General features: G+C 71.9%; 23 protein-coding genes and 1 pseudogene. 14 read left to right on the forward strand and 10 right to left on the reverse strand.

The window, feature by feature from the left end; all coding sequences use genetic code 11:
• Positions 1–205: 205 nt before the first annotated feature.
• From ACIP89_RS09405 to ACIP89_RS09415, 3 genes and pseudogenes are all read left to right on the forward strand, one after another.
• Positions 206–721, forward strand: a pseudogene (locus tag ACIP89_RS09405) (cupin domain-containing protein); the annotation flags it as partial.
• Positions 722–988: 267 nt separating this feature from the next.
• Entirely contained in the window at positions 989–1,420 is a 432-nt protein-coding gene (locus ACIP89_RS09410) for a VOC family protein (RefSeq protein WP_402114013.1), read from the forward strand.
• A 247-nt stretch (positions 1,421–1,667) separates the two neighbouring features.
• Positions 1,668–2,021, forward strand: coding sequence for a beta/gamma crystallin domain-containing protein (locus ACIP89_RS09415; RefSeq protein ID WP_328695986.1), 354 nt, complete (start codon positions 1,668–1,670; stop codon positions 2,019–2,021).
• A 112-nt stretch (positions 2,022–2,133) separates the two neighbouring features.
• Here the strand turns inward: ACIP89_RS09415 and ACIP89_RS09420 are convergent, their stop codons facing one another.
• Together ACIP89_RS09420 and ACIP89_RS09425 are read right to left on the reverse strand one after the other, a co-directional pair.
• Entirely contained in the window at positions 2,134–2,805 is a 672-nt protein-coding gene (locus ACIP89_RS09420) for a hypothetical protein (RefSeq protein WP_401928760.1), read from the reverse strand.
• A gap of 184 nt (positions 2,806–2,989) precedes the next feature.
• The gene (locus ACIP89_RS09425) at positions 2,990–4,099 is read right to left on the reverse strand and encodes a citrate synthase 2 (RefSeq protein ID WP_401923082.1); all 1,110 of its coding nucleotides are present in this window, start codon (positions 4,097–4,099) and stop codon (positions 2,990–2,992) included.
• Positions 4,100–4,324: 225 nt separating this feature from the next.
• On the opposite strand from ACIP89_RS09425, the gene pdxH reads away from it, so the two are divergent.
• Entirely contained in the window at positions 4,325–5,011 is a 687-nt protein-coding gene (pdxH, locus tag ACIP89_RS09430; RefSeq protein ID WP_402114582.1) for a pyridoxamine 5'-phosphate oxidase, read from the forward strand.
• Positions 5,012–5,370: 359 nt separating this feature from the next.
• On the forward strand, positions 5,371–6,783 hold the full coding sequence (locus ACIP89_RS09435; protein WP_401923084.1) for a PAS domain-containing protein: 1,413 nt from the start codon (positions 5,371–5,373) through the stop codon (positions 6,781–6,783).
• Positions 6,784–6,852: 69 nt separating this feature from the next.
• On the opposite strand, the gene ACIP89_RS09440 is transcribed toward ACIP89_RS09435, so the two are convergent.
• Entirely contained in the window at positions 6,853–7,608 is a 756-nt protein-coding gene (locus ACIP89_RS09440; RefSeq protein WP_401923086.1) for an SIS domain-containing protein, read from the reverse strand.
• Positions 7,609–7,815: 207 nt separating this feature from the next.
• On the opposite strand from ACIP89_RS09440, the gene ACIP89_RS09445 reads away from it, so the two are divergent.
• Both ACIP89_RS09445 and ACIP89_RS09450 read left to right on the forward strand, forming a co-directional pair.
• Positions 7,816–8,508, forward strand: coding sequence for a metal-dependent transcriptional regulator (locus ACIP89_RS09445; protein WP_073732829.1), 693 nt, complete (start codon positions 7,816–7,818; stop codon positions 8,506–8,508).
• 603 nt (positions 8,509–9,111) lie between these two features.
• Positions 9,112–10,023 carry an alpha/beta fold hydrolase gene (locus tag ACIP89_RS09450; RefSeq protein WP_401923088.1) on the forward strand — a complete coding sequence of 304 codons (912 nt, stop codon included), beginning with the start codon at positions 9,112–9,114 and terminating at the stop codon, positions 10,021–10,023.
• 25 nt (positions 10,024–10,048) lie between these two features.
• Here ACIP89_RS09450 and ACIP89_RS09455 read toward each other — a convergent pair whose 3' ends face one another.
• From ACIP89_RS09455 to ACIP89_RS09465, 3 genes are all read right to left on the reverse strand, one after another.
• Positions 10,049–11,698 carry a transporter gene (locus ACIP89_RS09455; RefSeq protein WP_402114015.1) on the reverse strand — a complete coding sequence of 550 codons (1,650 nt, stop codon included), beginning with the start codon at positions 11,696–11,698 and terminating at the stop codon, positions 10,049–10,051.
• Complete coding sequence (locus ACIP89_RS09460; protein ID WP_401923093.1) at positions 11,695–12,543, reverse strand: ABC transporter ATP-binding protein; 849 nt, start codon at positions 12,541–12,543, stop codon at positions 11,695–11,697. The genes ACIP89_RS09455 and ACIP89_RS09460 overlap by 4 nt, the downstream gene beginning before the upstream one ends.
• A gap of 63 nt (positions 12,544–12,606) precedes the next feature.
• The gene (locus ACIP89_RS09465; protein WP_402114584.1) at positions 12,607–13,263 is read right to left on the reverse strand and encodes a bifunctional DNA primase/polymerase; all 657 of its coding nucleotides are present in this window, start codon (positions 13,261–13,263) and stop codon (positions 12,607–12,609) included.
• 323 nt (positions 13,264–13,586) lie between these two features.
• Here ACIP89_RS09465 and ACIP89_RS09470 point away from each other — a divergent pair, with 323 nt between their 5' ends.
• Together ACIP89_RS09470 and ACIP89_RS09475 are read left to right on the forward strand one after the other, a co-directional pair.
• On the forward strand, positions 13,587–14,969 hold the full coding sequence (locus tag ACIP89_RS09470) for a transcriptional regulator (protein WP_401923096.1): 1,383 nt from the start codon (positions 13,587–13,589) through the stop codon (positions 14,967–14,969).
• A 201-nt stretch (positions 14,970–15,170) separates the two neighbouring features.
• Entirely contained in the window at positions 15,171–16,643 is a 1,473-nt protein-coding gene (locus tag ACIP89_RS09475) for a hypothetical protein (RefSeq protein ID WP_402114017.1), read from the forward strand.
• A 63-nt stretch (positions 16,644–16,706) separates the two neighbouring features.
• On the opposite strand, the gene ACIP89_RS09480 is transcribed toward ACIP89_RS09475, so the two are convergent.
• Entirely contained in the window at positions 16,707–17,987 is a 1,281-nt protein-coding gene (locus ACIP89_RS09480; protein WP_402114020.1) for an ABC transporter substrate-binding protein, read from the reverse strand.
• A 174-nt stretch (positions 17,988–18,161) separates the two neighbouring features.
• Between ACIP89_RS09480 and ACIP89_RS09485 the strand changes: the two genes are divergently transcribed.
• Entirely contained in the window at positions 18,162–18,608 is a 447-nt protein-coding gene (locus ACIP89_RS09485) for a hypothetical protein (RefSeq protein ID WP_024494606.1), read from the forward strand.
• Positions 18,609–18,636: 28 nt separating this feature from the next.
• Positions 18,637–19,515 (forward strand): formyltetrahydrofolate deformylase, encoded by an 879-nt coding sequence (gene purU / locus ACIP89_RS09490; protein WP_401923104.1) that lies wholly within the window; start codon positions 18,637–18,639, stop codon positions 19,513–19,515.
• A gap of 21 nt (positions 19,516–19,536) precedes the next feature.
• Here the strand turns inward: purU and ACIP89_RS09495 are convergent, their stop codons facing one another.
• The gene (locus ACIP89_RS09495; protein ID WP_401923107.1) at positions 19,537–20,856 is read right to left on the reverse strand and encodes a zf-HC2 domain-containing protein; all 1,320 of its coding nucleotides are present in this window, start codon (positions 20,854–20,856) and stop codon (positions 19,537–19,539) included.
• Entirely contained in the window at positions 20,853–21,449 is a 597-nt protein-coding gene (locus tag ACIP89_RS09500; RefSeq protein WP_401923110.1) for an RNA polymerase sigma factor, read from the reverse strand. The genes ACIP89_RS09495 and ACIP89_RS09500 overlap by 4 nt, the downstream gene beginning before the upstream one ends.
• Positions 21,450–21,836: 387 nt before the next feature.
• On the opposite strand from ACIP89_RS09500, the gene ACIP89_RS09505 reads away from it, so the two are divergent.
• Together ACIP89_RS09505 and ACIP89_RS09510 are read left to right on the forward strand one after the other, a co-directional pair.
• A complete protein-coding gene (locus ACIP89_RS09505) occupies positions 21,837–22,205 on the forward strand; it encodes an STAS domain-containing protein (RefSeq protein ID WP_401923802.1) in 369 nt (122 codons plus the stop codon).
• Positions 22,206–22,298: 93 nt separating this feature from the next.
• Positions 22,299–22,820 carry an EF-hand domain-containing protein gene (locus tag ACIP89_RS09510; protein ID WP_371776784.1) on the forward strand — a complete coding sequence of 174 codons (522 nt, stop codon included), beginning with the start codon at positions 22,299–22,301 and terminating at the stop codon, positions 22,818–22,820.
• A gap of 477 nt (positions 22,821–23,297) precedes the next feature.
• Here ACIP89_RS09510 and ACIP89_RS09515 read toward each other — a convergent pair whose 3' ends face one another.
• Positions 23,298–24,833 carry a class I adenylate-forming enzyme family protein gene (locus ACIP89_RS09515; RefSeq protein WP_401923115.1) on the reverse strand — a complete coding sequence of 512 codons (1,536 nt, stop codon included), beginning with the start codon at positions 24,831–24,833 and terminating at the stop codon, positions 23,298–23,300.
• A gap of 144 nt (positions 24,834–24,977) precedes the next feature.
• Between ACIP89_RS09515 and ACIP89_RS09520 the strand changes: the two genes are divergently transcribed.
• On the forward strand, positions 24,978–26,171 hold the full coding sequence (locus ACIP89_RS09520; RefSeq protein WP_401928746.1) for an amidohydrolase family protein: 1,194 nt from the start codon (positions 24,978–24,980) through the stop codon (positions 26,169–26,171).
• The last annotated feature ends 6 nt before the right edge of the window (positions 26,172–26,177 follow it).

Below are 26,177 nucleotides of genomic sequence, written 5' to 3' on the forward strand. Positions count from 1 at the left end.
GTCGATGTCGTACTGAAGTGGCCTCCGGTGCGTCGTCGAGAGCCGAGTTCGCGGGTCGGGCCGGGCGAGCCGGGCACCACCTCGCTACAGGTCGTAGGCCGCCGGACCTCCGCCCCCCGGCCCGCGGGGATCGTTCGCGGGCCCGATGCGGCACCCCGGAGTGGGCGGACACCCTTGCGGCGGACCCGCCAAGAAGGAGTGCGTGATGTCGTACATCGAGAACATGCGGTACCCGGAGCCCCGCTATCACGGTGCCGAGGGTGAGGTGAGCGCGTCCTTCCGGCCGGCCGGCACCCCGCCGGAGGTCTCCTCGCCGGGCGGTTCGACCAGCTACCTCGCCACACAGGAATCGACCGGCGGCGAATTCGGTCTGTACAAAGGCGTGTTGGGGCCGAAATCAGCAGGTGCGAAGACGCACTTCCACCGGGCGATGTCGGAGTCCTTCTATGTTCTCTCCGGAGAACTGGAGCTCTTCAACGGCGAGAAGTGGGTCACCGGCCGTGAGGGCGACTTCCTCTACGTGCCGGTCGGTGGTCTGCATGCCTTCAAGAACGTGACCGACGCCCCCGTGTCCATGCTCATGCTCTTCTCCCCGGGCGCCCCGCGTGAGGAGTACTTCGAGCAGGTCGCGCAGATGTCACGGCGCGGCCCGGAGGACCTGAAGGAGTTCCGTATCCGGCACGACAGCTACTTCGTGGAGGACTTCGGGGACGGGAATGAGAACGGGAACGGGGACGGGAAGGAAGGCGGGAGCGAAAAGGGACGCGAAAACGGGAGCGAGAACGGGAGCGAGAACGGGAGCGGGAACGGGCGGCCGGAATAGCCTTACGCGGCAGGCCCCTTCGCGTTCCCGCGGCCGTCACGGCGATGACGGCTCCGCGCCCGGTGGGCGCAGCTTCCGATCCGTCACGCAGGGCACGCCGGCCGGCCCCTCCGGGAGTCGGACCAGGTCGAGCGGCCGACGCGAACAACCCCAGGAGACCGGCCCATGCCCCTCGACGCCACGGCGCACCTGCGCATCGCCCGCCCCTCCCGCGACCTCCGGGCGGCGGAACGCTTCTGGGTCTCCGGGCTCCGGCTCGACGTCCTGTACCGGCACGAGGCCGACGGCACACCGGGCCGGCACTCGCTGCTGATGGCCGGGTGGCCCGACGCGGCCTGGCACCTCGAACTCGTCCACGACCCCGCCGCCCCCACGGACCCGCGCCCCACCCCGGAGGACCTGCTCGTCGTCTACCTCGGCGGACCGGTGCCGGACTCCCTCGTGGAGCGGCTCGAACAGCACGGCGGCAAGCGGGTGCCCGCGCACAATCCGTACTGGGACACCTGGGGTGTGACGGTCCAGGACCCGGACGGATACCTCCTGGTGCTCTCCACCAGGAACTGGTCCAACTCCCGGAAAGACGGCAAAGCGCTCTAACGTCCTGATCTGGACATTTAAGGGTCCATTTCCGGACCGGGGAGTCGTGGGTGATTGCTATGTGCAGTCATCCTGAGCGATCTTCGTCAAGCGAGAAGGGGAGAGCGGGAATGACGGTAATTCGGGTCAGGCGAATGGGTTTTCGACGTCTCTTCGTTCGCCCGGTCCTGGTGCAGCTCTCCCGTTCGAGCGCCGAGTGTCGAGCGCCGAATATCGAATATCGAATGCCCGATGAGAAGGAGTTCCTGTGATTTCAAAGACGAAGAGGGCCGCCCGTTCCCTGGGTGTGGCAATCGCCGCCACCGCGGCGGTCACGATGGTCATGCCCACGAGCAACGCCTTCGCCATCGACCACGTCGAGTGCCGCGGCGGGGAGAACTTCCTGAAGGTCTGGTCCCACCTGGACGGCCGTACCAGCGTGGACTGCTACGCCAACAAGGGCCGTACGGGCTTCGGCAGTTGGTGGGTCGACCGCATCTCGACGGGCAACAACGACCTCATCTACTACGACGCGAACGGCGACTCGGTCCGCATCAACCGGTGGACCGACATCACGTTCCCGAACAACCCGCCGCGGGTCAAGGACATCGAAATCCTCTGACATCCGCCACAGCCGCCCCTTTGGGCCCGCGTGCCGGCGCCGAGGCGGGCAGCCGCCGGCCGGGCATGTCGTCGGGGACGAGATGCCCGGCGCGCGGACGTGGGAACCGGGATCAGCTGGTCCAGAGGACCGGGCTGTCGCTGTACGCGTCGCCCTCGTCGAACGAGGCGCCCGCGATGGGCGTGGTCTTCGTGGCGCTGAGCGAGCAGGTCTCGTACGACGCGCCCTTGGTGGTGAAGTCGCGCGGCGCCGTCTCGCTGTCGCACTTGCCCGGGAGGTCACCGATCAGGACGATGCCCGTGGGGCCGCCGTCCGCCAGCTCGCCGCGCAGCCTCAGCGACGCGTACGACAGGTCGGTGCCGCCGACGTTCTCCACCTTCATCCGTATGTAGTACGGCGTCATGCCCTTCGCCTTCGCGCCGAATCCGGCCATGTCGGCCTCGGCGCCCTTCTCGATCGCCGTGACGGTCACCGCGATGGTGCCCTTCTTCTCCGTCCCGTACGTGAACGGCAGCACCGCCTTCTCGCCGACCTTGAGCTTGGTGCCCGGCGCCGTGACGTCACCCCCGGCCGGAGCGGCACCGTCGTCGCCGGTACCCGCGGAGGGGCTGCTGCCCGGGTCCGCCGACGCCGAGTCGGACGCCGCCGGGTCGGGCGACGCCGGGGCGGACGCCGATGGCGAGTCCTGTGCCGATGACGAGTCGTCGCCGTCGTTGCAGGCCGTGAGACCGAGCCCCATGGTGGCGAGCGCGGCCGCGAAGAAGATGCGTCCCTTGTGTGTCATTTTGACCTAACTGGCAGTGAGAGCAGCCCCATGGGGCAGCCGGTGCGTTCGGTGGACGCTTCTCAGAATGGGTCGGGAATGACACAGGAATGCCACAGGAAAGCGACGGGCGCGGCACGGCTCGGCGCGGCGACGGGCGGCCCGGCCGTCACCGGGCCGTCCGCGGCCGCCCCTCGGCCGTCCCTCAGTTGCCCAGGTCCGCCAGCTGGTCGAACCCCGGGATCTCCCGCGGGCTGCGCGTCCCCGGACCGGTGTACGTGGCCGAGGGCCGCACCAGGCGGCCCGTCCGCTTCTGCTCCAGGATGTGCGCCGACCAGCCCGCGGTGCGGGCACACGTGAACATCGACGTGAACATGTGCGCCGGCACCTCCGCGAAGTCCAGCATGATCGCCGCCCAGAACTCCACGTTCGTCGCGAGCACCCGGTCGGGGCGGCGCGCGTGCAGCTCCTCCAGCGCGGCCTTCTCCAGCGCCTGCGCCACCTCGAAGCGCGGCGCGCCCAGCTCCTCGGCCGTGCGCCGCAGCACGCGGGCGCGGGGGTCCTCCGCGCGGTAGACGCGGTGCCCGAAGCCCATCAGCCGCTCGCCCCTGTCCAGGGCCTTCTTCACGTACGCGGTGGCGTCCCCGGTCCGCTCGATCTCCTCGATCATGCCGAGGACGCGGGACGGGGCGCCGCCGTGCAGCGGGCCCGACATGGCCCCCACCGCGCCGGACAGCGCGGCGGCCACGTCGGCGCCGGTGGAGGCGATGACGCGGGCGGTGAACGTGGAGGCGTTCATGCCGTGCTCGGCGGCGGACGTCCAGTACGCGTCCACGGCCTTCACATGGCGGGGGTCCGGCTCGCCGCGCCAGCGGATCATGAACCGTTCGACGACGGAACCGGCCTTGTCGATCTCGCTCTGCGGGACCATCGGCACCCCCTGCCCGCGCGCCGACTGGGCGACGTACGAGAGCGCCATGACGGCGGCCCGCGCCAGGTTGTTGCGTGCGGTCTCCTCGTCGATGTCCAGGAGCGGTTTCAGGCCCCACACGGGGGCGAGCATCGCCAGCGCGGACTGTACGTCCACCCGGATGTCACCGGAGTGGACCGGGATCGGGAACGGCTCCGCGGGCGGCAGACCGGGGTTGAACGCCCCGTCGACCAGCAGCCCCCAGACGTTGCCGAACGACACGTGGCCGACGAGATCCTCGATGTCGACCCCTCGGTAGCGGAGCGAACCGCCTTCCTTGTCGGGTTCGGCGATCTCCGTTTCGAACGCGACGACTCCTTCGAGTCCGGGTACGAAGTCGGACATCAGGCGGCTCCCTCGGATCGGCGGCTGCGGGCGGGCCGCGAACGGCCCGCACCACGATATTGGCGGGTTCCGACGTGACCGGGAAGCGTGACATCCGGCACAGCTCCCCGTTCTCTCCCGGAACGGTTGACGGCCCTCCTCGCCGGGCAGACTCGGCGGCTGCGGCAGGATGAGCGTGTGTCCACCGCAGATTCCTCCTTCGATTCCACCACCGATCCGGCCGCGATGCGCGAGCAGTACCGTTCCGAGAGCTTCTCCGAGGACAGCCTGGCCGCAGACCCCATGCAGCAGTTCGCCCGCTGGTTCCGGCAGATCGCCGCAGGCGGGACGCTGCACGAGCCGAACGCCATGGTGGTGTCCACGGCGACGCCCGACGGCGTGCCGTCCTCCCGGACGGTGCTGCTGAAGATGTACGACGAGCGCGGCTTCGTCTTCTTCACCAACTACGAGTCCCGCAAGGCCCGTGAGCTGGCCGCCAACCCGCGCGTGTCGCTGCTCTTCCCCTGGCACCCGCTGGCCCGCCAGGTCATCGTCACCGGCAGCGCGGCCCGCGTCGGCCGCCAGGAGACGGCCGCCTACTTCCGCACCCGCCCGCACGGCTCCCAGCTCGGCGCCTGGGCGAGCGCCCAGTCCTCGGTGATCGGCTCCCGCGAGGAGCTGGTGCGCCGCTACGAGGAGCTGTCGGCCCGCTACCCGGAGGGCGAACAGATCCCGGCACCCCCGCACTGGGGCGGTTTCCGGGTCGTCCCGGCCACGATCGAGTTCTGGCAGGGCCACGAGAACCGGCTGCACGACCGGCTGCGCTACGTGCGCGAAACCATCGATGGCGCAGACGGTGCGGACGGCGCAGGCGGCGCGGACGGGGACGCGGGCAGCGGGGCCGGGTGGCGCGTCGAGCGGCTGTGCCCCTAGGACGCTGCCCCGGGCACGCAGAAACCCGCAGGCTCTGGACCCTCCTTGCGGAGGGGCCGGCCGGACTTACCGGCGAGCCTGCGGGTCGGTGACTGCTTGGGATTGGCCGGCGACCGGCCCTGCACTGCAAAGAGTGCGACGACGGGCGTCAGCCCGCAGTCACCTCACGAGTCCGAAAAGAAATCACTTCCGGAGCACCTCCCTTCATGTGTACCCACAGCCTAGGAACCGCCCCGCGGGCCGCACAACCGAATTATCCGCGTCATTGATTTCGGTGAAGTCGCTGTGTGCTGGGTCACGTTCGAGTTCAATGGTCTGACGTGCAGTAATGCCGGACACGTCCTGCAGGGGGTACGGGGATGAGTGCTTCCAGGAGCAGCGGAACCACCGACGCTCTCGGGCCGGAGGAAGGCCCGGAGGGACGGCCGGAGCCCCCGGAGGCGCAGGCGGACGGACCTGCGGTGATTCCCGGGTCCGAGCTGCTGGCGGCCCTGCTCGACGGAATGGACGCCGCGCTCTGCGCCTTCGACGCGGGCGGCACCGTCACCCACTGGAACCGCGAGGCCGAGCGGATTCTCGGCTGGTCCGCGGCGGAGGCCGTCGGGCGGCCGGGATTCGCCGGATGGGCCGTGCGGCGGGCGGACGCGGACGAGGTCCAGGGGCGGCTGATGGCCGTCATGGCCGGGCCGGGGCGGCAGGTGCACGAGTTCGCGCTGCTGCGCAAGGACGGCGGCCGGGTGCTGGTGCGGACCCAGTCGGCCGGGGTGCGCGGCGCGGACGGGAAGCCGGCCGGGGTGTACTGCGCGTTCAGCGAGGTCCACGCGCAGATCGATCTGGAGCGGGCCATCGCGCTGAGCGAGGCGCTGTTCGAGGACGCGTCGTGGGGGGTGGTCCTCGTCGATGTGGACCTGCGGCCGACCGTCGTCAACGCCCACGCGGCCCGCGCGCTGGGCAGCGGCCGCACGGCGCTGCTGGGGCGGCCGCTGGGCGAGCTGATCGTGCAGGGCGTGGAGGACCTGGAGGGCGCGCTCCAGCACGTACTGGCCGCCGGGGAGCCGCCCGCCCCCGTCGAGCTGTGGGTGACGCTGCGGACGGCGGAGGGCAGCAGGCGGCGCTGCTGGCGCAGCGGCTTCATGCGGCTGGCCTCGCCGCTCGCGGAGGAGCCGGTGCCGCTGGGCGTCGGCTGGCTGTTCCAGGACATCACGGAGGCGAAGCTGGCCGCGCAGGACGCGGACCGGGCCCGCTTCCGGTCGAACCAGCTGCACCGCGCCTCGCACTCCGCGGCCGAGTGCGAGGACCCGATGGAGGCGGCGACCACCTCGCTCGACTACGCGCTCGCGGGCTTCGCGGACCACGCGCTGATCGACCTGGTGGCGGGGGAGCGGCTGGTCCGCGCGGCCGCGACGCCGTCGGACGCGCCGGGGCCGTGCCTGCCGGTGGCCGGCGGCGGCATCCCGCTGCGGTACGCCCACGGCCACCCCGCCCTCCAGGCGGTGGACCGCACGGGCTCGGTACGGGCCACGGCGGGGGCCGGGGCGCCGGGGGAGTGGGCGACGGGGCGGCAGTGGCCGGCCGACTCGGTGCACGCCCTGTGCGCGGTGCTGCGGAGCCGGGGCCGGACGCTGGGCGTGGTGACGTTCCTGCGCTCGGCCCACCGTGCCGCCTTCGAACGCCCGGACGCGGTGTACGCGGAAAGCGTGGCGGACCGCGTCGCGGCCTCGGTGGACCTGCACCAGGCGCTACGGGCCGGCTCCAGCCCGTCCGGCGTGTGAGGACGGGACCGCCGCCGGGTCGTCCGCCCACCTCCGCGGGCCCCGCTCAGCCGCCGCCGAGCGGTCGGTTCAGTGCCGGTAGAAGATCCGGTCCGCGTACTGCGCCATCACGCGACCGTTCCACTCATGACCACCGTCGACGTTCCCGGACCGCAGCAACGGCGGCTCCACGCCCCGCTCCAGCAGCCGTTCCGCCGCCGCCGCCATCATCGCCTGCATCACCGCGCTGGTGACCACCGTGGAGGCGGGCGCGAACGGCGCCTCGATGCCGTCCACGTTCAGCTCCGCGTCACCGATCGAGATCTTGCTGTCCAGCACGATGTCGCAGTGGTCGCGCAGGAAGCCGCCCGAGCTGTGCCGGGACCGGGTGCCGTCCGCGTACGCGACCGAGGTGACGCCGATGACCTTCAGGCCCAGCGCACGCGCGTTCATCGCCATCTCCACCGGCAGCGCGTTGCGCCCGGACAGCGAGATGATCACCAGTACGTCGCCCGGCTTCGCGGGGCTGGAGTCGAGGACCGCGCCCGCGAGGCCGTCGACCCGCTCCAGCGCGGAACCCAGGGTGGCCGGCATGACGTCGACCCCGAGGGCGCCGGGGACGGCCATGAGGTTCATCAGGGCGAGCCCGCCCGCGCGGTACACGACGTCCTGGGCGGCGAGCGAGGAGTGCCCGGCGCCGAAGGCGAAGAGCCGGCCGCCGGCCTCCACGGTGTCCGCGATGGCCGCACCGGCCGCCGCGATGTTGCCGGACTCCTCGTCGCGCACCCGCTCCAGCAGGCCGATCGCTGCGTCGAAGAACTGACCGGCCAGCTTGCTTTCGCTCATCTGAGGAGGGCCTTTCCGGCGGGGTGGGGTGACCAGGGGCGTCCGTACCGCCGATCACGTTGCGGTCTGGACCAGTGACATGTCAATACCGCACAGGGCCCGCGCGGCCCCTCCCGACGGGCTTCCTCGGACCGACGAGGCACGGTTGTCAGCGGTATGCGTCAGAATTGGGTGAGGGCCAGCGCACGATTGCATCGAGGGGCACGAATGTCCGGACTGATCGACACAACGGAGATGTATCTCCGCACCATCCTCGAACTCGAAGAGGAAGGCGTGGTCCCCATGCGCGCCCGGATTGCGGAACGGCTGGACCAGAGCGGTCCGACGGTGAGCCAGACCGTGGCCCGCATGGAGCGCGACGGCCTGGTTCAGGTCGCGGGCGACCGCCATCTTGAGCTGACGGACGAAGGGCGCCGGCTGGCGACCCGGGTGATGCGCAAGCACCGGCTCGCGGAGTGCCTGCTGGTCGACGTGATCGGCCTGGAGTGGGAACAGGTCCACGCCGAGGCCTGTCGCTGGGAGCACGTGATGAGCGAGGCCGTGGAGCGGCGGGTGCTGGAGCTGCTGCGCCACCCGACGGAGTCCCCGTACGGGAATCCGATCCCCGGTCTGGAGGAGCTGGGCGAGAAGGCCGAGGCCGATCCGTTCCTCGACGAGGGCATGGTGAGCCTCTCGGATCTCGACCCGGGCGCCGAGGGCAAGACCGTGGTGGTCCGCCGGATCGGTGAGCCGATCCAGACGGACGCCCAGCTGATGTACACGCTGCGGCGGGCGGGCGTGCAGCCCGGTTCCGTGGTCAGCGTGACGGAGTCGCCCGGCGGGGTGCTGGTCGGCAGCAGCGGCGAGGCGGCGGAGCTGGACTCAGAGGTGGCGTCGCACGTCTTCGTCGCCAAGCGCTGACTCCTCGCGCCGACGCGCGGAGTAGCCGGGGGCCCGGTGTACCGGCCCCCGGACCCGCGTCCGCTTTTCCGTTTTTCCGTACGGAATCGCAGCGGCCGGAGGGATCGCGTGCCAGGCTGTGCCGGTGGGATACCTGAGAGTGTCGGCCGCCCGGCCGCACGGTCGGGGAGGGGAGCAGGGTATGCGCCCGTCGTCCGTGCGCGTCCGGCCCGTGCGTGTCCGGCCTGCGCACCCACGGGACGCGCACCGGACGGGACGCGCGCCCACGCGCCCACGACCGCTTCCGGCCCCGGTTCCTTCCGGCCCCGGTCCGGGGCCCCGTGAACAGCGGATGGCCCCGGCGCCTCACGGCACCGGGGCCTGTCCTCCCCTGTTTCCCGACCTGGAGCCCCGAGCTCTTCAGGTCGGTCCCTGCGGGCCCTCATCCCCGAGTGGCCCGCCTCCCGGAGAAGATCTCCCCTCCGCGGCCGACGTCAATCCTTGGAAGCGGTCACTCGAACGAGCGGTGTTGTGTACCCGGACCCGGTTTTCGAATAAGAGTTCGATAGTCTGCTGGTACGCGACCACACGGTGATCGAGGGACCAGAAGGGGGTGCCAGAACTATGGTGCGGCGCATCGATGTGACCGGAACCGACGGCGTACGCCTCGCGGCCTGGGAGTTCGCGGATCCGCCCAAGGAGCGCGCGGAGAGCGAACGCGCCCCCGGCGTCTTACTGCTGCACGGGCTGATGGGCCGGGCCTCGCACTGGGCGTCCACCACCCGCTGGCTCGCCGAGCGGCACCGCGCGGTCGGCCTCGACCAGCGAGGCCACGGCCGCAGCGAGAAGCCCGCGGAGGGCCCGTACACGCGCGACGCGTACGTCGCCGACGCGGAGGCCGCGATCGAACAGCTCGACCTCGGCCCCGTGACCCTCGTCGGACACGCCATGGGAGCGCTCACCGCCTGGCAGCTCGCCGCTAAACGCCCCGATCTCGTCCGGGCCCTGGTCATCTGCGACATGCGGGCCTCCGCACTCGGCGCGGCCTCGCAACGGGAGTGGGAGGACTGGTTCAGCTCCTGGCCGGTGCCGTTCGCGACGCTGTCCGACGTGCGGAAGTGGTTCGGTGAGGACGACCCCTGGGTGGAGCGGCCCAGCCCCTCGCGCGGTGAGTTCTTCGCCGAGGTGATGGCCGAGCGCGCCGACGGCTGGCGGCCCGTCTTCTCCCGCCGCCAGATGCTCCAGTCCCGCGCCACCTGGGTGTTCGAGGCGCACTGGGAGGAGTTGGCCCAGGTCGGCTGCCCGACCCTGGTGCTCCGCGGGCTGGACGGCGAGCTGGGCCGGGCGGAGGCCCAGGAGATGGTCCGGGTGCTGCCCCGCGGCCAGTACGCGGAGGTGGCCGACGCCGGACACCTCGTCCACTACGACCAGCCGGAGGGCTGGCGGGCCGCGGTCGAACCCTTCCTTGAGCAGCTCGCCGAGGAGGACCGGGACGACCGGGACGACCGGGGCGAACGCGAGCCGGTGGCTCCGTAACGCCTCCGCCCGCCCCTGCGCCCCGTCACCCCTTGCTGACCGCCGCCAGGATCTCCGGCAGCCGGTCCGCGGTCCGGGGCGCGGCCACCCGCAGCCCGGCCCAGGCGATCAGCGCCCCGTACAACGCACCCGCCGGCAGCAGCACCCACAGCCACTCCTGCGCGCCGGCGACCCGCAGCCAGATCGTCGCGGCGATCACCGGCGCGCACAGCAGCGCCGCCGAGACCATGCCGCCGAAGATCGACATCCAGGCGAGCCCGGCCTGCCCCGGCGCCACGTTCTTGAACGCGCCGTCCTGCGGGATCGAGTACGGCAGATTCGCGGAGGCCACCGCTCCCGTCGCCAGCATCGCGCCCAGCAGCGCGAACGACAGCCCCATGACCCCCGGCAGCTGCTGCCAGTCCCCGAGCAGTGCACAGGTCAGCACCGTCACCAGGACCGTGTAGGGAAGGGTGATCAGCAGCAGGGCCAGTGCCCGCGCCCGCACCTCCAGGTACGCGTCCCGGGTCGAGGAGATCGTCATGGCCACCATCCAGAACGCGGACGTGTCCTGCCCGAACTGGTTGTACATCTGGATGCCGAGCATCCCGGCGGCGAAGCAGGCGAAGTAGACGGAGCCGGTGCCCTGCAACGCGTTGAGCAGCGGCACGATCAGCCCGATCGCCAGCGCCGTCACCCACGCCGCCTTGGTCTTCGGGTCCCGGGCGACGTAGCGCAGGCTGCGCTGCATCACCGTGCCGGTGCGCCCCTCGGGGAACAGCGCCCAGATGCCGGCACCGCGCGAGCCGGACTTCGCCCGGTTCGGCTCCGCCGCGGCGAGCGTCGAGCCGTCCGGCGCCGTCATCAGCTTCACCAGGCTGCGCTGCCACAGCCACACCAGCAGGGCCAGCGCCGCCACGGAGAGCAGCAGCTGAGCGGCGGCCCGGCCGTACGAGCCCTGGGACGCGGAGTACACGGAGCCGATGGCCGAAGCGGGCGGCAGCCAGCGCACCACCTCCGCCGCCGGGTCCAGCGCGGAGAGGCCGCCGGCCTGGCCGAGCCGCTGCGCCCCGAAGTTGACGGCCTGGATGCCCACGGCGATCACCAGCCCGCTGAGCACCGCCAGATCGCGGCCCTTGCGGGAGGTCAGCAGCCTGCTGTTGGCCGTGGCGACGGCCCGCGCCAGCGCCACGCAGACCAGCAGGGTGAGCGGGGCGGCGAGCACCGCGAAGACGGTCGCGCCCGCGCCGTGGGCCAGCGCGATCACCGAACCCGCGGTCAGGCAGAGGGTGAACAGCGGGCCGATGCCGACCAGCGAGGACGTCAGCAGCGCGGTGATCAGGGGCCTCGGCCGCAGCGGCAGCATCACCAGACGGCTCGGGTCGAGGGTCTCGTCGCCGTCGGAGAAGAACAGCGGCATCACGGCCCAGCCGAGCGCCAGCACCTCGGCCAGCAGCACCACGAGCGATTCCACGTGGGCGTTGCCGCGCAGCGCGATCAGCGCGATCAGCTGGCCCGCGGCGATCAGCAGGGTGACGACGACGGACGCGATGTACGCGGCCCGCCGCCCCGACGACTGACGCAGCCCGTTGCGCAGCAGTGACAGCTTCAGCCGGACGAAGACGGGAACCAGAGCCGTACCGCCCGCGGCGCCCGTCCGGGGCCCGGACCCCGCCGGGGTGTCGAGCACGCTCATCGGGCACCGCCCAGCCAGTCCAGGGCGTCGCCGTCGTCGCGGCCGCCCGCGCCGACGAGCTCCAGGAACGCGTCCTGGAGCGTGGGCGCCTCCCCGCGCACCTGCGCCAGGGTGCCCTGGGCCCTGATACTGCCCGCCGCCATGACAGCCACCCAGTCGCACAGCGACTCGACGAGCTCCATCACATGGCTGGAGAAGATGACGGTCGCCCCGGAGCGGGTGTAGCGCTCCAGCACCTTGCGGATGGTCTGCGCCGACACCGGGTCGACGCCCTCGAACGGCTCGTCCAGGAAGAGCACTTCGGGGTTGTGCAGCAGTGCCGCCGCGAGCCCGATCTTCTTCCGCATGCCGGTCGAGTAGTCGACCACCAGCTTGTGCTGGGCGCCCGCCAGATCCAGTACGTCCAGCAGCTGGGTCGCCCGGCTGTCCGTCTCGGGCCCCGGCAGTCCGCGCAACCGGCCGGTGTAGCCGAGGAGTTCACGCCCGGAGAGGCGCTCGAAGAGCCGCAGTCCCTCGGGCAGCACACCGATCCGGGACTTCACCTCGACCGGATCGCGCCAGACGTCCCGACCGCCGACCTCGATCCGGCCCATGTCGGGGCGGAGCAGCCCGGTGACCATGGACAGAGTGGTGGTCTTGCCCGCGCCGTTCGGCCCCACCAGACCGATGAACTTGCCCGCGGGCAGCTCCAGATCGATTCCGGCCACCGCCGTCTGGTCCCCGAACCGTTTCCAGAGCCCCTCCACCCGCACCGCGGGCGGTGCCGGCCGCGCAGCTTCCGCTTCGGCCGTCCGCTCCGTCCCGTCTGTCCTGTCTGTCCTGTCGGTGTCGCGCCGGTCCGGCATCGTGCACGCCCTTCGAAGTCCCCGTGTGTGGGGGCCACCCTACGAAAGGGCCTGGGAAAGGCTCTAGGAAAGGCGGGTCCGTGCGTCGGCGGCTTCCCGGCCGCAGGCGTAGGCGAGCGGGCTGATCAGCTCCTCCACCTCGGGCAGCCAGCGGTTCGCGGTGGTGGGGCGCCGGACCCACTGCACCGAGCCGCTCCCGCCGACCCTGGTCGGCGGTGCCGTCACGTACTGGCCCTCGCCGCAGCCGCGCAGCCCGATCGCGGGGGCGCTCCAGCCCAGCCGCCGCACCAGTGCGTCGGCCTTGGCGGCGGCGCCCGGCAGTACGAAGAACTGCATCCGGCGGTCGGGGGCGCGGGTGACCGGGCCCAGCGGCAGGCTCAGCCGCTCCATCCGGGCGAGTGCCAGGAATCCGGCCGACTCCGGTACGTCGATCGCGTCGAAGGTGAGGCCGGTCGGCAGCAGGATGGACGCCCGCGGCCGGCGCTCCCACATCCGGCGGGCCGCCGCACCGCTGCCGGTGGCCAGGCCCGCCCAGTCGGTCCGGGTGGGGTGCGCGCCGGGAACCGCGCACCGGTCCTCGCCGCACGAGCACCGCTCCATCCCGTCGGCCGGCTCCAGCCAGGTGCCGGGGCACACGTCCCAGTGCCGCTCCTCCGCGTACCGCACGGCGGCGTCGAGCAGCGGCTCGGCACGCTGCTGGGGGACCTGCGCGGCTTCCATGACTCCGATGGGCTCTTCCACGCCCAGCACAACTCCCGCCGCCACCTGGGGTTACGGGCGCGGCACGCGCGGTTGGGGCTCGCTCCGCCCCCGCATACGGGGCGCATCGATGCATGGGCGGGGGCGCGCGGTAGGCGTCACGGCGAAGGACGGGTAACCAGATACGGGAATTCCGGCACAGTTCGTCTCGCATCTTAGAGCGCTTGCTGTGACGAAAGATGCAAGACGTCGTGAAAGTGACCAACACGATGAATCGGTGCATTTCTTAGGCATATGTCGGGCAGTGATCCCGCAACGATCACCGCGGCCTCAGGGGGACAAACATGGCAGCCAGGCCTCTCGTCGCACGCCAGCCGAACGAACGGCTGCAGGCGCTCATTCAGGAAGCCGGATGCTCCAACGCGGGCCTGGCCCGCCGCGTCAACATGGTCGGGGCCGAACGCGGGCTCGACCTCCGTTACGACAAGACCTCGGTCGCCCGCTGGCTGCGCGGACAGCAGCCGCGCGGCAGGGCGCCGGGGATCATCGCGGAAGCGCTCGGCCGCAAGCTGGGCCGTACCGTCACGATCGACGAGATCGGGATGGCCAACGGCAAGAACCTCGCCTCCGGTGTGGGCCTGCAGTTCGCCCCGACGGTGATCGGGGCGATCGAGCAGGTCTGCGAGCTGTGGCGCAGCGACGTCGGCCGCCGCGACTTCCTCACCGGCTCCGCGGTGGCCTCTTCCGCGCTGGTAGAGCCCAGCCGGGACTGGCTGATCAGCGGCGCGGACCCGCAGGTCGCACGGGCGGCCGGGGCCCGGGTCGGGATGCCGGACGTGGAGGCGGTGCGGGCGATGACGGCCGCGCTGGTCGACCTCGACCACCGGTTCGGCAGCGGCCATGTACGGCCCGTCCTGGTGCACTACCTCAACAGCGTGGTCTCCGGGCTGCTTTCGGGCGCGTACCGCGAATCGACCGGGCGGCAGCTGTTCGGGGCGGTCGCGCGACTCACCGAACTCGCCGGGTACATGGCGATCGACACGGGTCAGCCGGGCCTCGCCCAGCGCTACTACATCCAGGCGCTGCGCCTCGCGCAGGCGGCCGGTGACCGCGCCTACGGCGGCTATGTGCTGGCCGCGTCGATGAGCCATCTCGCGGCCCAGCTCGGCAATCCGCGCGAGATCGCCCAGCTGGCCAGGGCGGCGCAGGAGGGTGCGCGCGGACGGGTCACGCCGAGGGCGGAGGCGATGTTCTACGCCGCGGAGGCGCGCGGCCACGCCCTCCTCGGGGACGCCGGCACCTGCCGCTCCGTGGCGAGCCTGGCTCAGGCGGCCCTGGACCGCGCCGACCCGGACAGCGGTGACGATCCCGACTGGATCGCCCACTTCGACCACGCCTACCTGGCCGACGAACTGGCGCACTGTCACCGCGATCTCGGCCAGGCGGAGTCGGCCGCCCGGCGGGCGAAGGAGTCCCTGGACGGCCACCCGGAGTCCCGGGCCCGCCGCCGGGGCATCGGCCTGGCGCTGCTGGCCACGGCGCAGGTGCAGCTGCGCGAGGTGGAGCAGGCCTGCCACACCGGGACGCGGGCGATGGAGCTGCTCGGCTCGGTGCGCTCCAGCCGGGGCGCGGAGTATCTGGAGGATCTGCAACAGCGCCTGGTGCCGTACGGGGACGAGCCCGCGGTAAGGGAGTTCGGGGCCCGTCTGGAACTCCAGGCGGCGTAGGCGGAGGGTGCGGCCGGGGCCCGCTGCGGCAGCCCGGCCCACCCCACCCCTCGATTACCGGCCCTCTAACTGCGTCTCAAGGCCGCTGAGTGTTACAGCCGGTGTGAAGGGGTGGTGAGTGAGCTCACGCGCTTGGCGAACGGCGGCCGTCACCCGGTAGCGTGAGCCGACGATTCCATAGGTTCACACGTAGGAGTCCCGGTGACACAGAGCGGACAGGGCGACGAGCAGCAGCTCCCTGCTGTACGACCCGCGCACGAGGGTGTCGTGCTGCCCTCGGGTGGCGGCGAGCCCTGGACGCCGGGGGCGCCGGCGGACCAGCCGGCCCCGGCGGAGGGCCGGCCGTGGGGCCAGCCCTGGGGGCCGCAGGCGCCGCACCAGGACGCCGCGCCGCAGCAGGGCCAGTACGGGCAGCAGGGCGGCCAGGCGCCCGCCTACGGGCAGCCGCACGGGCAGTACGGCCAGGGGCAGCAGCAGGCCCCGGGGTACGGCCAGGACCAGTACGGGCAGGGCCAGGGCCACCAGGGACCGTCCTACGGCCAGCAGCAGCCGCTGCCGCCCGCGCAGCCGCAGGGCCCGTACGCGCAGCCGCTGCCTCCCGAGGCCGCGCCCGGCATGGGCATGGGCGGGGACGCGGACGCCACGCAGTACATCGCGCCGGTGCCCCCGGGCCCCGGCGGGCTGCCGCCGGAGAACCCCGCGGAGTCGACCCAGTACCTCGGCCAGGGCCGGCCGCAGGGGTACCAGCAGCCCGCGCAGGGCGGCCAGGACGCCGACGCGACCCAGTACATACCCCCGGTGCCCGGCGGAGCCCCGTACGGCATCAGACCCGGCACGCCCGGCGAGCGCCCGCCGCCCGCGGAGTTCGACAACCTCTTCCGCAGCGACGAGCCCGCGGGCGCCACGCAGCAGATGCCCCGGTTCGACCCCGGGCAGCAGCCCCCGCCGTACCAGGGCCCCCCGCAGCCCCAGCAGTCCTACCAGCAGCCGCCCCCGTACAACGGGCCCGGGGACGGGCCGGCGGGGGACGGGCGCGAGGAGCGGCGCAAGCGGCCCGCGCACGTCCCGCTGATCGCCGCGGTCGTCGTCGGCTGTGCGGTGATCGGGCTCGGCGCCGGTGCGCTGCTGAGCGGCGGCGACGACGACAAGGACAGCAAGGAGCCGGTGGCCTCGGCGAGTTCACCCGCCGCCCAGCCCTCCAGCGAGGCCGCGGTCGACCCGGCGAAGCCGCAGGCGGAGGAGCTCGACAAGCTGCTCGCGGACAGCAACAACAGCCGGGCCGCCGTCATCAGCGCGGTCGAGAAGACCAAGACCTGCACCAACCTCGACAAGGCCGTGTCGGACCTGAAGGGCGCCGCCCAGCAGCGCCGCGACCTGGTCACCCGGCTCAAGGGCCTGTCGGTCGACAAGCTGCCGGACAACGCCGAGCTGACCGCCTCGCTCACCAGGGCCTGGCAGGCCTCCGCGTCCGCCGACGACCACTACGCCGCCTGGGCCGCGCAGGCCAAGAGCAAGAAGGTCTGCAAGCACGGCAAGGCCCGTACGACCTCGCAGATGCAGGCGGCCAGCGTGCAGAGCGGCGAGGCAAGCAAGGCCAAGCGCGAGGCGTCCAAGCTGTGGAACACCATCGCGAAGAAGTACGGCCTGACCGAGCGCGAGGCCACCGCACTCTGAGCCCGGCGGCGGAGACGGACAGGCGGACGGGAGCCCCCCGGCCCGCGCGCCTGTCCGCCCGTCTCAGCCGGTCGCGCTCGCGTCCGACAGGGTCTTCGTCACGTCCACGAACCCCTTCTTGTCGGCGACCAGCTTGCCGTCGCGCACGACCTGGAACGTCACCTTGCTGTTGACGATGCGCGGATACGAGTCCGAGCCGATCATGTCCTCGTAGCGCCAGCGCAGTTCGGGGGTGAGCCCGCCGGTGTCGACCCGGATGCCCTTGTTGAGGGCCTTGGTGATCTTCCCCGCGGTGATCCCCGGCTCGTCCAGCGACTCGACGATCGACTTCAGGGCGGTGTAGGCGATCCAGGTGGTCTGCACACCCGTGTCGCCCGGGTCGATCCGGTTGTCACCGAAGGCGTGCTCGCGGATCACCTGCCGCATCCGGTTCCAGCGGGCGTCACCCGCGTCCGGGTACCAGCCGGTGACGTACGCGCCCTCGAACGGGCTGTCCCGGCCGCCCGTGCGGTCGATGAGCGGCTGGCCCACACTGCCGAGCACCGAGGAGATGCTGACCGCCGCGGTGGCCGGCGCCAGCCGCCGGAAGGAGTCGAAGAAGGTCTCCGTGCGGTCGCCCAGTACGGCCGTGACGCACCCGCCGGCCGCGCCCGCCCCGGTGAGCGCCTGCCCGGCCGCGCTGTCGTACGAGGTGGCCGTCTCGGACGCCCGTATGTCGGCCGGCGCGGGCCGGCGGGCCTCGGTGAGGCCGGTCCTGAGGAGCCACGACTGCCCGTCCCCGCCCAGCGTGTCCGGCCGCACCAGCGAGACCCGCTCGCAACCGCGGGCCAGCTGCTTGGCGTTGCCCGCCAGCAGCGCGAACTGGCCGCCGGTCACCGGGTACGAGACATAGCTGCGGAACTCCTCCTCGGAGGCGCCGTATCCGCCGATGTACGGAATCCCGGCCACCTCCAGCGGCGCCATGAACGCCCGCCCGTACCGGCTGTACGAGCCGACGACCGCGACGGCCTTCTCCTCGACGGCCCGGCGGGCGCAGCGGCCCGCGCCGACCGAGGTGTCCTGCTCGTCGCAGGTGACGACGCGCAGCTTGTGGCCGTCGATCCCGCCACTGCCGTTGATCCAGCGCGCGTACGTCTGCGCCATGGCGGTCATGCCCGCCATGTCGGCGCTGTCCGGACCCGAGGCGCCGCTCGGCGCCCAGGTGACGACGGTGACGGGCTCCCTGGAGTCCCCCGAGGCCCCAGGGAGCACACCGCAGCCGGTCATCAGCAGGGCCCCTGCCGCCACTGTGCCGATGAGCGGCCTGGAGGGGCGGGGAAGGAGGGGGCGCTGCCGTCCGGTCATGGGCCCTGACCCTTCCCGGCCCCGGGTAACGCCGCAGTGTGGTCCGTTCAACGCACGGTGACATCCGGGTGAATTACAGGGGGCCGCACGGGGGGCCGGAAAGGGAACGTACGATCGATAGTTGTGCAGCAAGGTTCCGAGAACACTTCCCGTCGCGGCCGCCGCTCCTCCACCATGGGCGGCATGCCGCTCAACGACATTCCGTGGTGGCGCTGGCGCAGCAACGTGCGCTCGGCGCTGCACATGCTCTCCGACCCCGTCTTCCACCACGAGTGCTGGCTGGCCGGCCGGGAGGGATACGGCGACGTCACCGACGCCGTGTACCGCCTGGTCGAGGACACCTGGCTCGACAACTGGTCCGCCGAGAAATACGTCGGCACGGTCTTCCGGGACTCCGGCGAGGCCGCCCTCGTGGACGTCGCCGTGCTGCGGGTGCTGCGCATCATGCACCAGGTCGGCGCCGACGCCCCGGTCTCCGCCTACCTGGAGCACCACGGCTGGCCGGAGGCCGTCCGGGCCGCCCGCGAGGCCCATGTGCTGCTCGCCTCGAACGACGGCGAGGACCCGGACGTACCGCCGCGCTCGCTGGACGTGCTCCGCATCATGACCAGAACGGCCTGAGATCCGGGCGGTGTGGCACCCTACGGGGATGACCGCGCCGCAGCCTGCTGACACCGCCCCCGAGCAGTACGTCCTCACGCTCTCGTGCCCCGACAAAAAGGGCATCGTGCACGCCGTGTCGAGCTATCTCTTCATGACCGGCTGCAATATCGAGGACAGCCAGCAGTTCGGGGACCACGACACGGGTCTGTTCTTCATGCGGGTCCACTTCTCCGCGGACAGCCCGGTGACCGCCGAGAAGCTGCGGGCGAGCTTCGCCGCGATCGGTGACTCCTTCCGGATGGAGTGGCAGATCCACCGGTCCTCCGACCGGATGCGGATCGTGCTCATGGTCAGCAAGTTCGGCCACTGCCTGAACGACCTGCTGTTCCGCTCCCGGACCGGGGCACTGCCGGTCGAGATCGCGGCGGTCGTCTCCAACCACACGGACTTCGCCGAGCTCGTCGCCTCGTACGGCATCCCCTTCCGGCACATCTCGGTGACCAGGGACAACAAGGCGGAGGCGGAGGCGCGGCTGCTGGAGCTGGTCCGCGAGGAGGACGTGGAGCTGGTCGTACTGGCCCGCTACATGCAGGTCCTGTCCGACGATCTCTGCAAGCAGCTGAGCGGCCGGATCATCAACATCCACCACTCCTTCCTGCCGAGCTTCAAGGGCGCCAAGCCGTACCACCAGGCGCACGCCCGCGGCGTGAAGCTGATCGGAGCCACCGCGCACTACGTGACGGCCGACCTCGACGAGGGGCCGATCATCGAGCAGGAGGTCGAGCGGGTGAGCCACGGCGTCACGCCGGACCAGCTCGTCGCCGTCGGACGCGATGTGGAGTGCCGGGCCCTGGCACGCGCGGTGAAGTGGCACGCGGAGCGGCGCATCCTGCTCAACGGCCGCCGCACGGTGGTCTTCCCGTAGGGTCCGCGGCTCCGGCCGGGCTCACAGCCTGCTGAGCGAGGCCGCCGCGTAGAGCACGTCCTCGATCGCCTCGCGGTCACCGCTCTGACCGGCCGCCGTCTCCACGGGCGGTACGTGGCCCGCGAGCAGCTCGCAGAACTCGGTGCCGTCCAGCGCGACCTGTGCCACCGTGTGGTCGGGGGAGCCGACCGCCGCCGGTGAGTCCAGCGCGATGTACCAGTCGCCGCCACCCAGGCCCTCGACCTCCAGATGGAGCGAGCGGCCCGGGGAACCGGCCATCACCAGATCGCGGGCCGGACCCGCGAGACCGGCCCGTCGCCGCCCCGCCAGAGCCGCGGGCAGCATCCGGGCCGCCAGGTCGATCATCCGGTTGAGATGGGCCGCGGAGGGCGTCTCGTACGGATAGTCCACCGCTCTCGCGATATCGCCGCCGTGCACCCAGCACTCGAACGCGCGGTCCACCAGGGCGTCCTGCAAGGGCAGCGCGAAGTCGCCGTAGGAGACCGAGAGATCCGAGACGCCGCGGCCCGCGAACGACACGGTGCGGATGAGGGTGTGGCTCTGCTCGCGCCACGGCTCACGGACGGCACGGGTCGGTGGCAGTCGCGCCGCCGACCAGTACGTCTCCGTGCGGGCGGTGGGCGCGAGAACCGGTCCCGGACCCCGGCGCGGAACGCCCGGGACGCTGTCGGCGAGCGGGTCGTCGAGACCGAGAGCGGTGCTGACCAGCCCGTCGACGGTCAGGAGGTGGCCGATCACCCCGGCCACCGTCGTCTTGCGGTGGGCCGCGCGCTCGCCCTCGAACCACTTCAGCCGCACCGGGGCGTGCCACTCGGAGGCGCCGATGTCGCGCAGCAGCGCGTCGAGGCGGGCGGTCTCCGCGTCGTACGGTGCCGCCCAGTCGGGCACCGGGATCTGGGCCGGCCGGCGGCTCAGGCAGTTGTCCAGCACCCGGGTACGGAGCAGCGGATCGAGGTCCAGGCTGCCGTCGGTGTGCAGCAGCCCGACCGCGTCCCGCAGCCGCAGCGCCTCGTCCGCGCAGGGCGCGCACTCCGTGAGGTGCTCCTCGACGGCCTCGGTCTCCTCGGTGGAGCAGGCGGACAGCGCCCACGCGCCGAGGAGCGCCTTCAGCACGCGGTGCGGGAGCACCAGGGCCGGCGGGTTCGGCTGTGGCGGTACGGATTCCGGCGGGGGTACGGGTGTCGGTGGCGTCACGTGATCCAAGTCGAAGTCGTCCGCCGCGGCCCGCGGGCCCGGTATGCGACGGGCGCCGCGCACCTCGTCGTCCCGTCCGTCGTGCTCGTGGCCGTCACCGTCGGGCCCTTCTCCGTCGTCGGTCACAGCTGCCGCCCGTATCCGGGCGGTGAGGTGTCCTCAAGGGGCCGGGTGTGGGCGGTGGAGAGCAGCTGGAGCCCGAGTCGCAGCCGGCGCCGGGCCTCGTCCTCCGTGACGCCGAGGTCGGACGCGGTCTGCCGGTAGTCCCGGCGCTGTATGTACGCGAGCTCCAGCGCCGCCCGCAGCGGGGCGGGCATGGACGCGACGATGTAGTCGGCACGGGCCGCCGCGGTGGCCCGGCGCACCCGCTCCTCCAGCTCGGCCGGATCCGCGCGGGCCTCGCCGTCCTCCGCGTCCTCGCGGGCCGCCGCGTCGGCGGTGCTCCGGAGCCTCCGCACGGACTGGCGGTGGGTGAGCCGGGCGACCCAGGACCGCATCGAGCCCTGCTTGGGGTCGTACGCGTCGGGGTTCTCCCACACGTACCCGAAGACCTCCCTGGTCACCAGGTCCGCGGCGCTCTCGTCGTCGAGCATCCGGTGGGCCTGGCTGTGCACGAGCGCGGCGAACCGGTCGTAGAGCTCCCCGAGGGCGGCGGCCTCTCCGCGTGCCAGCCGCTGCTGCATCTTGCGGTCCCAGCGGGGTGGTGCGTTATTAGCCATGAGACCCCCAGCCCTGTGCCCGTAGCCCTGTACCCCTCGTCACACCGAATGTAGTCGGCCGCCTTGATCATGCATGCTCTTTGCGGCAACTCCGCCCGCGCGAACGCCCTGGATGGTAGGGAATGCGGCCCCCGTAGCGACGGAATCAGACCTGAAGTGATCATTTCTGCCTGAAACCCTGCTGGGCCTTCATGGGGGAGGCGGTGTTTCATGGAGTGTGCCCCGGGGCAGCCGCGAGGAGGAACGCAAACTTCCGGATCGCGAATTCCCCGGAATCCCCGGAACGAGAGGCCCAGTCGCGTGACAAAGCCATCCCCTCCTGGACACGGCCTTCCGGCTGCCACGAACCACGCGGCCTGGCTCGCCCCGGAACGTTCCCGCAAGCCACTGAGCGTGGCCGAGAGTGAGCAGAGCGGCTGGACCGTGCTGCACATACGCGGTGAGCTGGACCTGGTCACCTCGCCGGCCGTCCGCCAGTCCGTCCACGACGCGGTGGCCGTCGGCCGCCACGACGTCGTGCTCGACCTCTCCGAGGTCCTCTTCTGCGACTCCAGCGGCGTCGGCGTGCTGATCGCCTCCCGCCGCCTGATGCGTTCCTGCGGAGGCCGGCTGCGGCTGATCCTGCCCGCCCGGGGCGCGGAGGACGGCTCCCACGTCAACCGGGTGCTCGCCGCGCTCGGAGTACGCCGGCTGTTCGAGGTCTACCCCGACTGGGACTCCGCCGTGGACGACGCGGCCCAGCCGCTCTCGGCCTGAAACAGTCCCTCCGACGCTGCCGCCGCCCGTCCTGTCACACCGCTGACGCCGGTCAATGACACGTGAAGCCCGTGGGCGTCGTACGCTCCCCGCATGGACAGCGCAGAGTATGAGCGCAAGATCGCATTCCGCTTCGCCGCCTTCGACCAGGACGGGAACGGATACATCGATCGCGCGGATTTCGACGCCGCCGCGGCCCGTCTGCTCACCGAGTTCGGTACGACGGCCCGCTGCGACAAGGGCCAGGCGCTCTACAGCGGGGCCGAGGCCTTCTGGCAGGGCATGGCGGGCATCGCGGACGTGGACGGGGACCAGCGGGTCAGCCGTGCGGAGTTCGTCGGCGGCGCGGTGAAACGGCTCCGCGACAACCCCGAGCGGTTCGCGGAGATCGCCCGCCCCTTCCTGCGTGCGGCGCTCGCCGTGGCCGCCCAGGGCGAGGACGGCGGAGCCGCGGTGCCGGCCGTGGAGCGGGCCCTACGGGTGCTCGGCGCGAGCCCGGACGCGGCGGCGTTCGGCGCGCAGAGCCTGGACGCGGACCACGACGGGCGGGTCGCGGAGGCGGACGCGGTGGCGGCGTTCTCCGCGTACTTCACGGTGATCGCCCCCGACGCGTAGCCCTCGGCCGGGGGGCGCGCGGGATTTGTGCGCCGTTTCCGTTGGTGCGGGTGCTCCGCTGGGTGCGGGGTGCGCCCTGTGCGGTGGGTGGGGGTTCGGGGTCCCTCCGGGGCGTCTCCTCGGACGACGAACGTGCGGCGGGTCCGCAATGAGCACCCGGGTATCTGTTCGTCGTCCTGCGGGGACTCCCCTGCACGCCCCCGAACCCGCCCGCCGTGCGTCTGCGGCAGTCGTCGGGCCGGTGTGCAGACGCGCACGAGGCTGGGGTGGGGCCGTGCAGGGGGGTCCCCGCAGGGAATGGCGTACGACCCGGGTCCCTCGCGGTCCGGGGTGAACACGCCATTTCCGAGGAGACACCCCGGAGGGGCACCACCCCCCACCCACCGGGGGCAGGCGCACCCCGCAGCGGCGGAGCACCCCGCACCCCAGCCCGTCCGGCGATTGAGGACGGAACCCCGCGCCCCGGACCGGGGAGAGTTACGCGAACCGCTCCCGGAGCTGGTACTTCAGGACCTTGCGGAGCGTCTCGTTGCGGGGGAGGGCGTCCAGTACCTCCAGCTGCTCAGGGAGCTTGTGGACCGACAGGCCCTCGCCGCGGAGGTAGGCCGTCACGTCGGAGAGGGTGAGGGGCGCGGCGCCCGGCGGCTGTTCGAGCACCGCACAGACGCGTTCGCCGCGCGATTCGTCCGGCAGGCCGATCACCGCCGCGTCGCCCACGCCGGGGTGGCGGGCGAGGAGGTCCTCTATCTCCTTGGCCGAGATGTTCTCGCCCTTGCGGATGATGATGTCCTTCAGCCGGCCGGTGAGGACGAGGTGGCCGCTCGGCCGGAGGTGGCCGACGTCGCCCGTGATCAGGAAACCGTCCGCGTCGAACGGGTCCGCGGCGGCCAGGTAGCCCTTGCAGACGGCCTCGCCTCGTAGCCGTACCTCGCCGTCCGTGCCGTACGGCAGCGGCTTGCCGTCCTCGTCGGTGATCCGGATCTCCATGCCCTCGGGCGGGCGGCCCTCCGTCCCGGCCAGGTGTTCCACCGTGTCGTCCGGGGCGCCCATCGTGATCATGGGGACCTCGGTCATGCCGTAGCCGTGGGTGAGCTGGATGCCCATCTCGCGGACCACCGCGTGGTAGATCTCCGGGGGTTTCGGGGCGCCGCCGCCCGCGAGGAGGCGGAGGCTGGGGATGAGCGGGGTGGCCGGGGCCTTGCGCTGTTCGGTCAGGAACATGGAGTAGAAGGCCGTCGAGCCGCCCGCGACCGTCACCCCGTGCCGCCGGTAGCCCGCAAGGGCGTCGGGCATCGCGAAGTGCTCGAACAGCACCGCGGGGAAGCCGTACAGGAGCAGCATCACCGAGTAGTCCGGGCCCGCTACATGGGCGAAGGGGAACGCCATCGAGCCGACGTCGTCCGCCGACAGGCGCAGCGCGTGGGCCAGGCAGGAGCCGGCCGCTATCAGGCTGCGGTCGGTGTGCAGGACGCCCTTCGGGTCGGAGGTGGTGCCCGAGGTCCAGTAGATCCAGCGCACCGACGTGCCGTCGGCGGGGGGCGGCGGAAGGACCGCCGGGTCGCCGTCCGGGAGCGTGTCGTACGCCTCGAAGACCCGGGGCGGGTGCGTGAGGTCCGCCGCGAGGCGGGCGGCCATCGCCGCGTGGTCGAAGCCTCGCCAGGTGCCGGGCACCGCGAAGAACCCGGCCTTCGACTCGCGCAGCGCGTAGCCGGTCTCGCGGTCGCGGTAGAAGGGGATGAGCGGGGTCTGCACCGCTCCGATCCGGGCCAGCGCGAAGGACAGCAGGACCGTCTCCAGCCGGGTCGGCAGCTGCCAGGCGACGACGGTTCCTGGGCGTACTCCCATGTCGTACAGGCCCGCTGCCACCCGCTCCGCGCGGGTGCGCAGCTCGCCGAAGGTGAGCGTGCGGTCGTCCTGGATCAGGAAGGGCCTCTCCGGCGTCAGGGCGGCCCGGCGGTCGATGAGCTCCCAGAAGGTGCCCGATGCTCCCAGGGCGTGTGCGGTCTCGGTCACGGCGAACCCCTCACAGCTGACGGGTAGTCAGATCGTGCGGAGAGCGTAGAGCGCTGCGCCTTGTCGGTCCAGGGGTGCGGGGCTAGCCTGAGGGCGACGTCAATCTGACGGGTCATCAGAAACGTGTGCGCCGAAGGGGACACCATGACGGAACTGCCTCGGATCGTCAGCGTCGACGACCATGTGATCGAGCCGCCGCACCTGTTCTCGACCTGGCTGCCGGCCAAGTACCGCGAGCGCGGTCCGCAGCCGCTCACGGCGGGCATCGGGGAGCTGGCGTACACCGGCGGCAAGTACGTCATCACGATGGACCCGGACGGCCCGCCCACCGACTGGTGGATCTACGAGGACCTCAAGTTCCCGTACAAGCGCAACATCGCCGCCGTCGGGTTCGACCGCGACGACATGACGCTGGAGGGGATCACCCGGGCCGAGATGCGGCGTGGGTGCTGGGACCCCGTCGAGCGGCTGAAGGACATGGACCTCAACCACGTCGAGGCGAGCCTCTGCTTCCCCACCTTCCCGCGGTTCTGCGGGCAGACCTTCGCGGAGGCGCACGACAAGGAGGTCGCGCTGGCGTGCGTGCGCGCCTACAACGACTGGATGGTCGAGGAGTGGTGCGGGGACAGCGGCGGCCGGCTGATCCCGCTGTGCATCATCCCGCTCTGGGACATCGATCTCGCCGTCGCGGAGATCAGGCGGAACGCGGAGCGCGGGGTGCGGGCGGTCACCTTCTCCGAGATCCCGACGTATCTGGGGCTGCCGTCGATCCACACCGGTTACTGGGACCCGTTCTTCGCCGCCTGCCAGGAGACCGGCACGGTCGTGAACATGCACATCGGGTCCAGCTCGCAGATGCCCGCTGCCTCGCCCGACGCACCGCCCGCCGTCCAGGCCTCGCTCTCGTTCAACAACGCGATGGCCTCGATGATGGACTTCCTCTTCAGCGGGGTGCTGGTGAAGTTCCCGCAGCTCAAGCTCGCCTACAGCGAAGGGCAGATGGGCTGGATCCCGTACGCCCTGGAGCGGGCCGACGACGTCTGGGAGGAGCACCGCGCCTGGGGCGGGGTGCGCGACCTGATCCCCGAACCGCCGTCCACGTACTACTACCGGCAGATGTTCTGCTGCTTCTTCCGCGACAAGCACGGTGTCGCCTCGCTCGATGTGGTGGGGCGGGACAACGCGACGTTCGAGACGGACTACCCGCACGTCGACTCCACCTTCCCGCACACCAAGGAGGTCGCGCTCGACCACGTCAAGGGACTGGACGACGAGACCGTCTACAAACTGATGCGCGGTAACGCGATCCGGATGCTCGGCCTCGACCTCGACAAGTAGGCGCGT

The organism is Streptomyces sp. NPDC088730, from assembly GCF_044751215.1.
GTDB lineage: Bacteria > Actinomycetota > Actinomycetes > Streptomycetales > Streptomycetaceae > Streptomyces.

What these genes read in the sequence shown, in the direction of transcription:
- ACIP89_RS09440 (WP_401923086.1), bottom strand. Translation starts at nt 7,608, where the DNA reads ATGAGCGAAAGCAAGCTGGCCGGTCAGTTCTTCGACGCAGCGATCGGC.
- ACIP89_RS09445 (WP_073732829.1), top strand. Translation starts at nt 7,816, where the DNA reads ATGTCCGGACTGATCGACACAACGGAGATGTATCTCCGCACCATCCTC.
- ACIP89_RS09465 (WP_402114584.1), bottom strand. Translation starts at nt 13,263, where the DNA reads ATGGAAGCCGCGCAGGTCCCCCAGCAGCGTGCCGAGCCGCTGCTCGAC.
- ACIP89_RS09520 (WP_401928746.1), top strand. Translation starts at nt 24,978, where the DNA reads ATGACGGAACTGCCTCGGATCGTCAGCGTCGACGACCATGTGATCGAG.
- ACIP89_RS09455 (WP_402114015.1), bottom strand. Translation starts at nt 11,698, where the DNA reads ATGAGCGTGCTCGACACCCCGGCGGGGTCCGGGCCCCGGACGGGCGCC.
- ACIP89_RS09420 (WP_401928760.1), bottom strand. Translation starts at nt 2,805, where the DNA reads ATGACACACAAGGGACGCATCTTCTTCGCGGCCGCGCTCGCCACCATG.
- ACIP89_RS09485 (WP_024494606.1), top strand. Translation starts at nt 18,162, where the DNA reads ATGGGCGGCATGCCGCTCAACGACATTCCGTGGTGGCGCTGGCGCAGC.
- ACIP89_RS09470 (WP_401923096.1), top strand. Translation starts at nt 13,587, where the DNA reads ATGGCAGCCAGGCCTCTCGTCGCACGCCAGCCGAACGAACGGCTGCAG.
- purU (WP_401923104.1), top strand. Translation starts at nt 18,637, where the DNA reads ATGACCGCGCCGCAGCCTGCTGACACCGCCCCCGAGCAGTACGTCCTC.
- ACIP89_RS09460 (WP_401923093.1), bottom strand. Translation starts at nt 12,543, where the DNA reads ATGCCGGACCGGCGCGACACCGACAGGACAGACAGGACAGACGGGACG.
- ACIP89_RS09500 (WP_401923110.1), bottom strand. Translation starts at nt 21,449, where the DNA reads ATGGCTAATAACGCACCACCCCGCTGGGACCGCAAGATGCAGCAGCGG.
- ACIP89_RS09410 (WP_402114013.1), top strand. Translation starts at nt 989, where the DNA reads ATGCCCCTCGACGCCACGGCGCACCTGCGCATCGCCCGCCCCTCCCGC.
- ACIP89_RS09425 (WP_401923082.1), bottom strand. Translation starts at nt 4,099, where the DNA reads ATGTCCGACTTCGTACCCGGACTCGAAGGAGTCGTCGCGTTCGAAACG.
- pdxH (WP_402114582.1), top strand. Translation starts at nt 4,325, where the DNA reads ATGCGCGAGCAGTACCGTTCCGAGAGCTTCTCCGAGGACAGCCTGGCC.
- ACIP89_RS09450 (WP_401923088.1), top strand. Translation starts at nt 9,112, where the DNA reads ATGGTGCGGCGCATCGATGTGACCGGAACCGACGGCGTACGCCTCGCG.
- ACIP89_RS09435 (WP_401923084.1), top strand. Translation starts at nt 5,371, where the DNA reads ATGAGTGCTTCCAGGAGCAGCGGAACCACCGACGCTCTCGGGCCGGAG.
- ACIP89_RS09510 (WP_371776784.1), top strand. Translation starts at nt 22,299, where the DNA reads ATGGACAGCGCAGAGTATGAGCGCAAGATCGCATTCCGCTTCGCCGCC.
- ACIP89_RS09480 (WP_402114020.1), bottom strand. Translation starts at nt 17,987, where the DNA reads ATGACCGGACGGCAGCGCCCCCTCCTTCCCCGCCCCTCCAGGCCGCTC.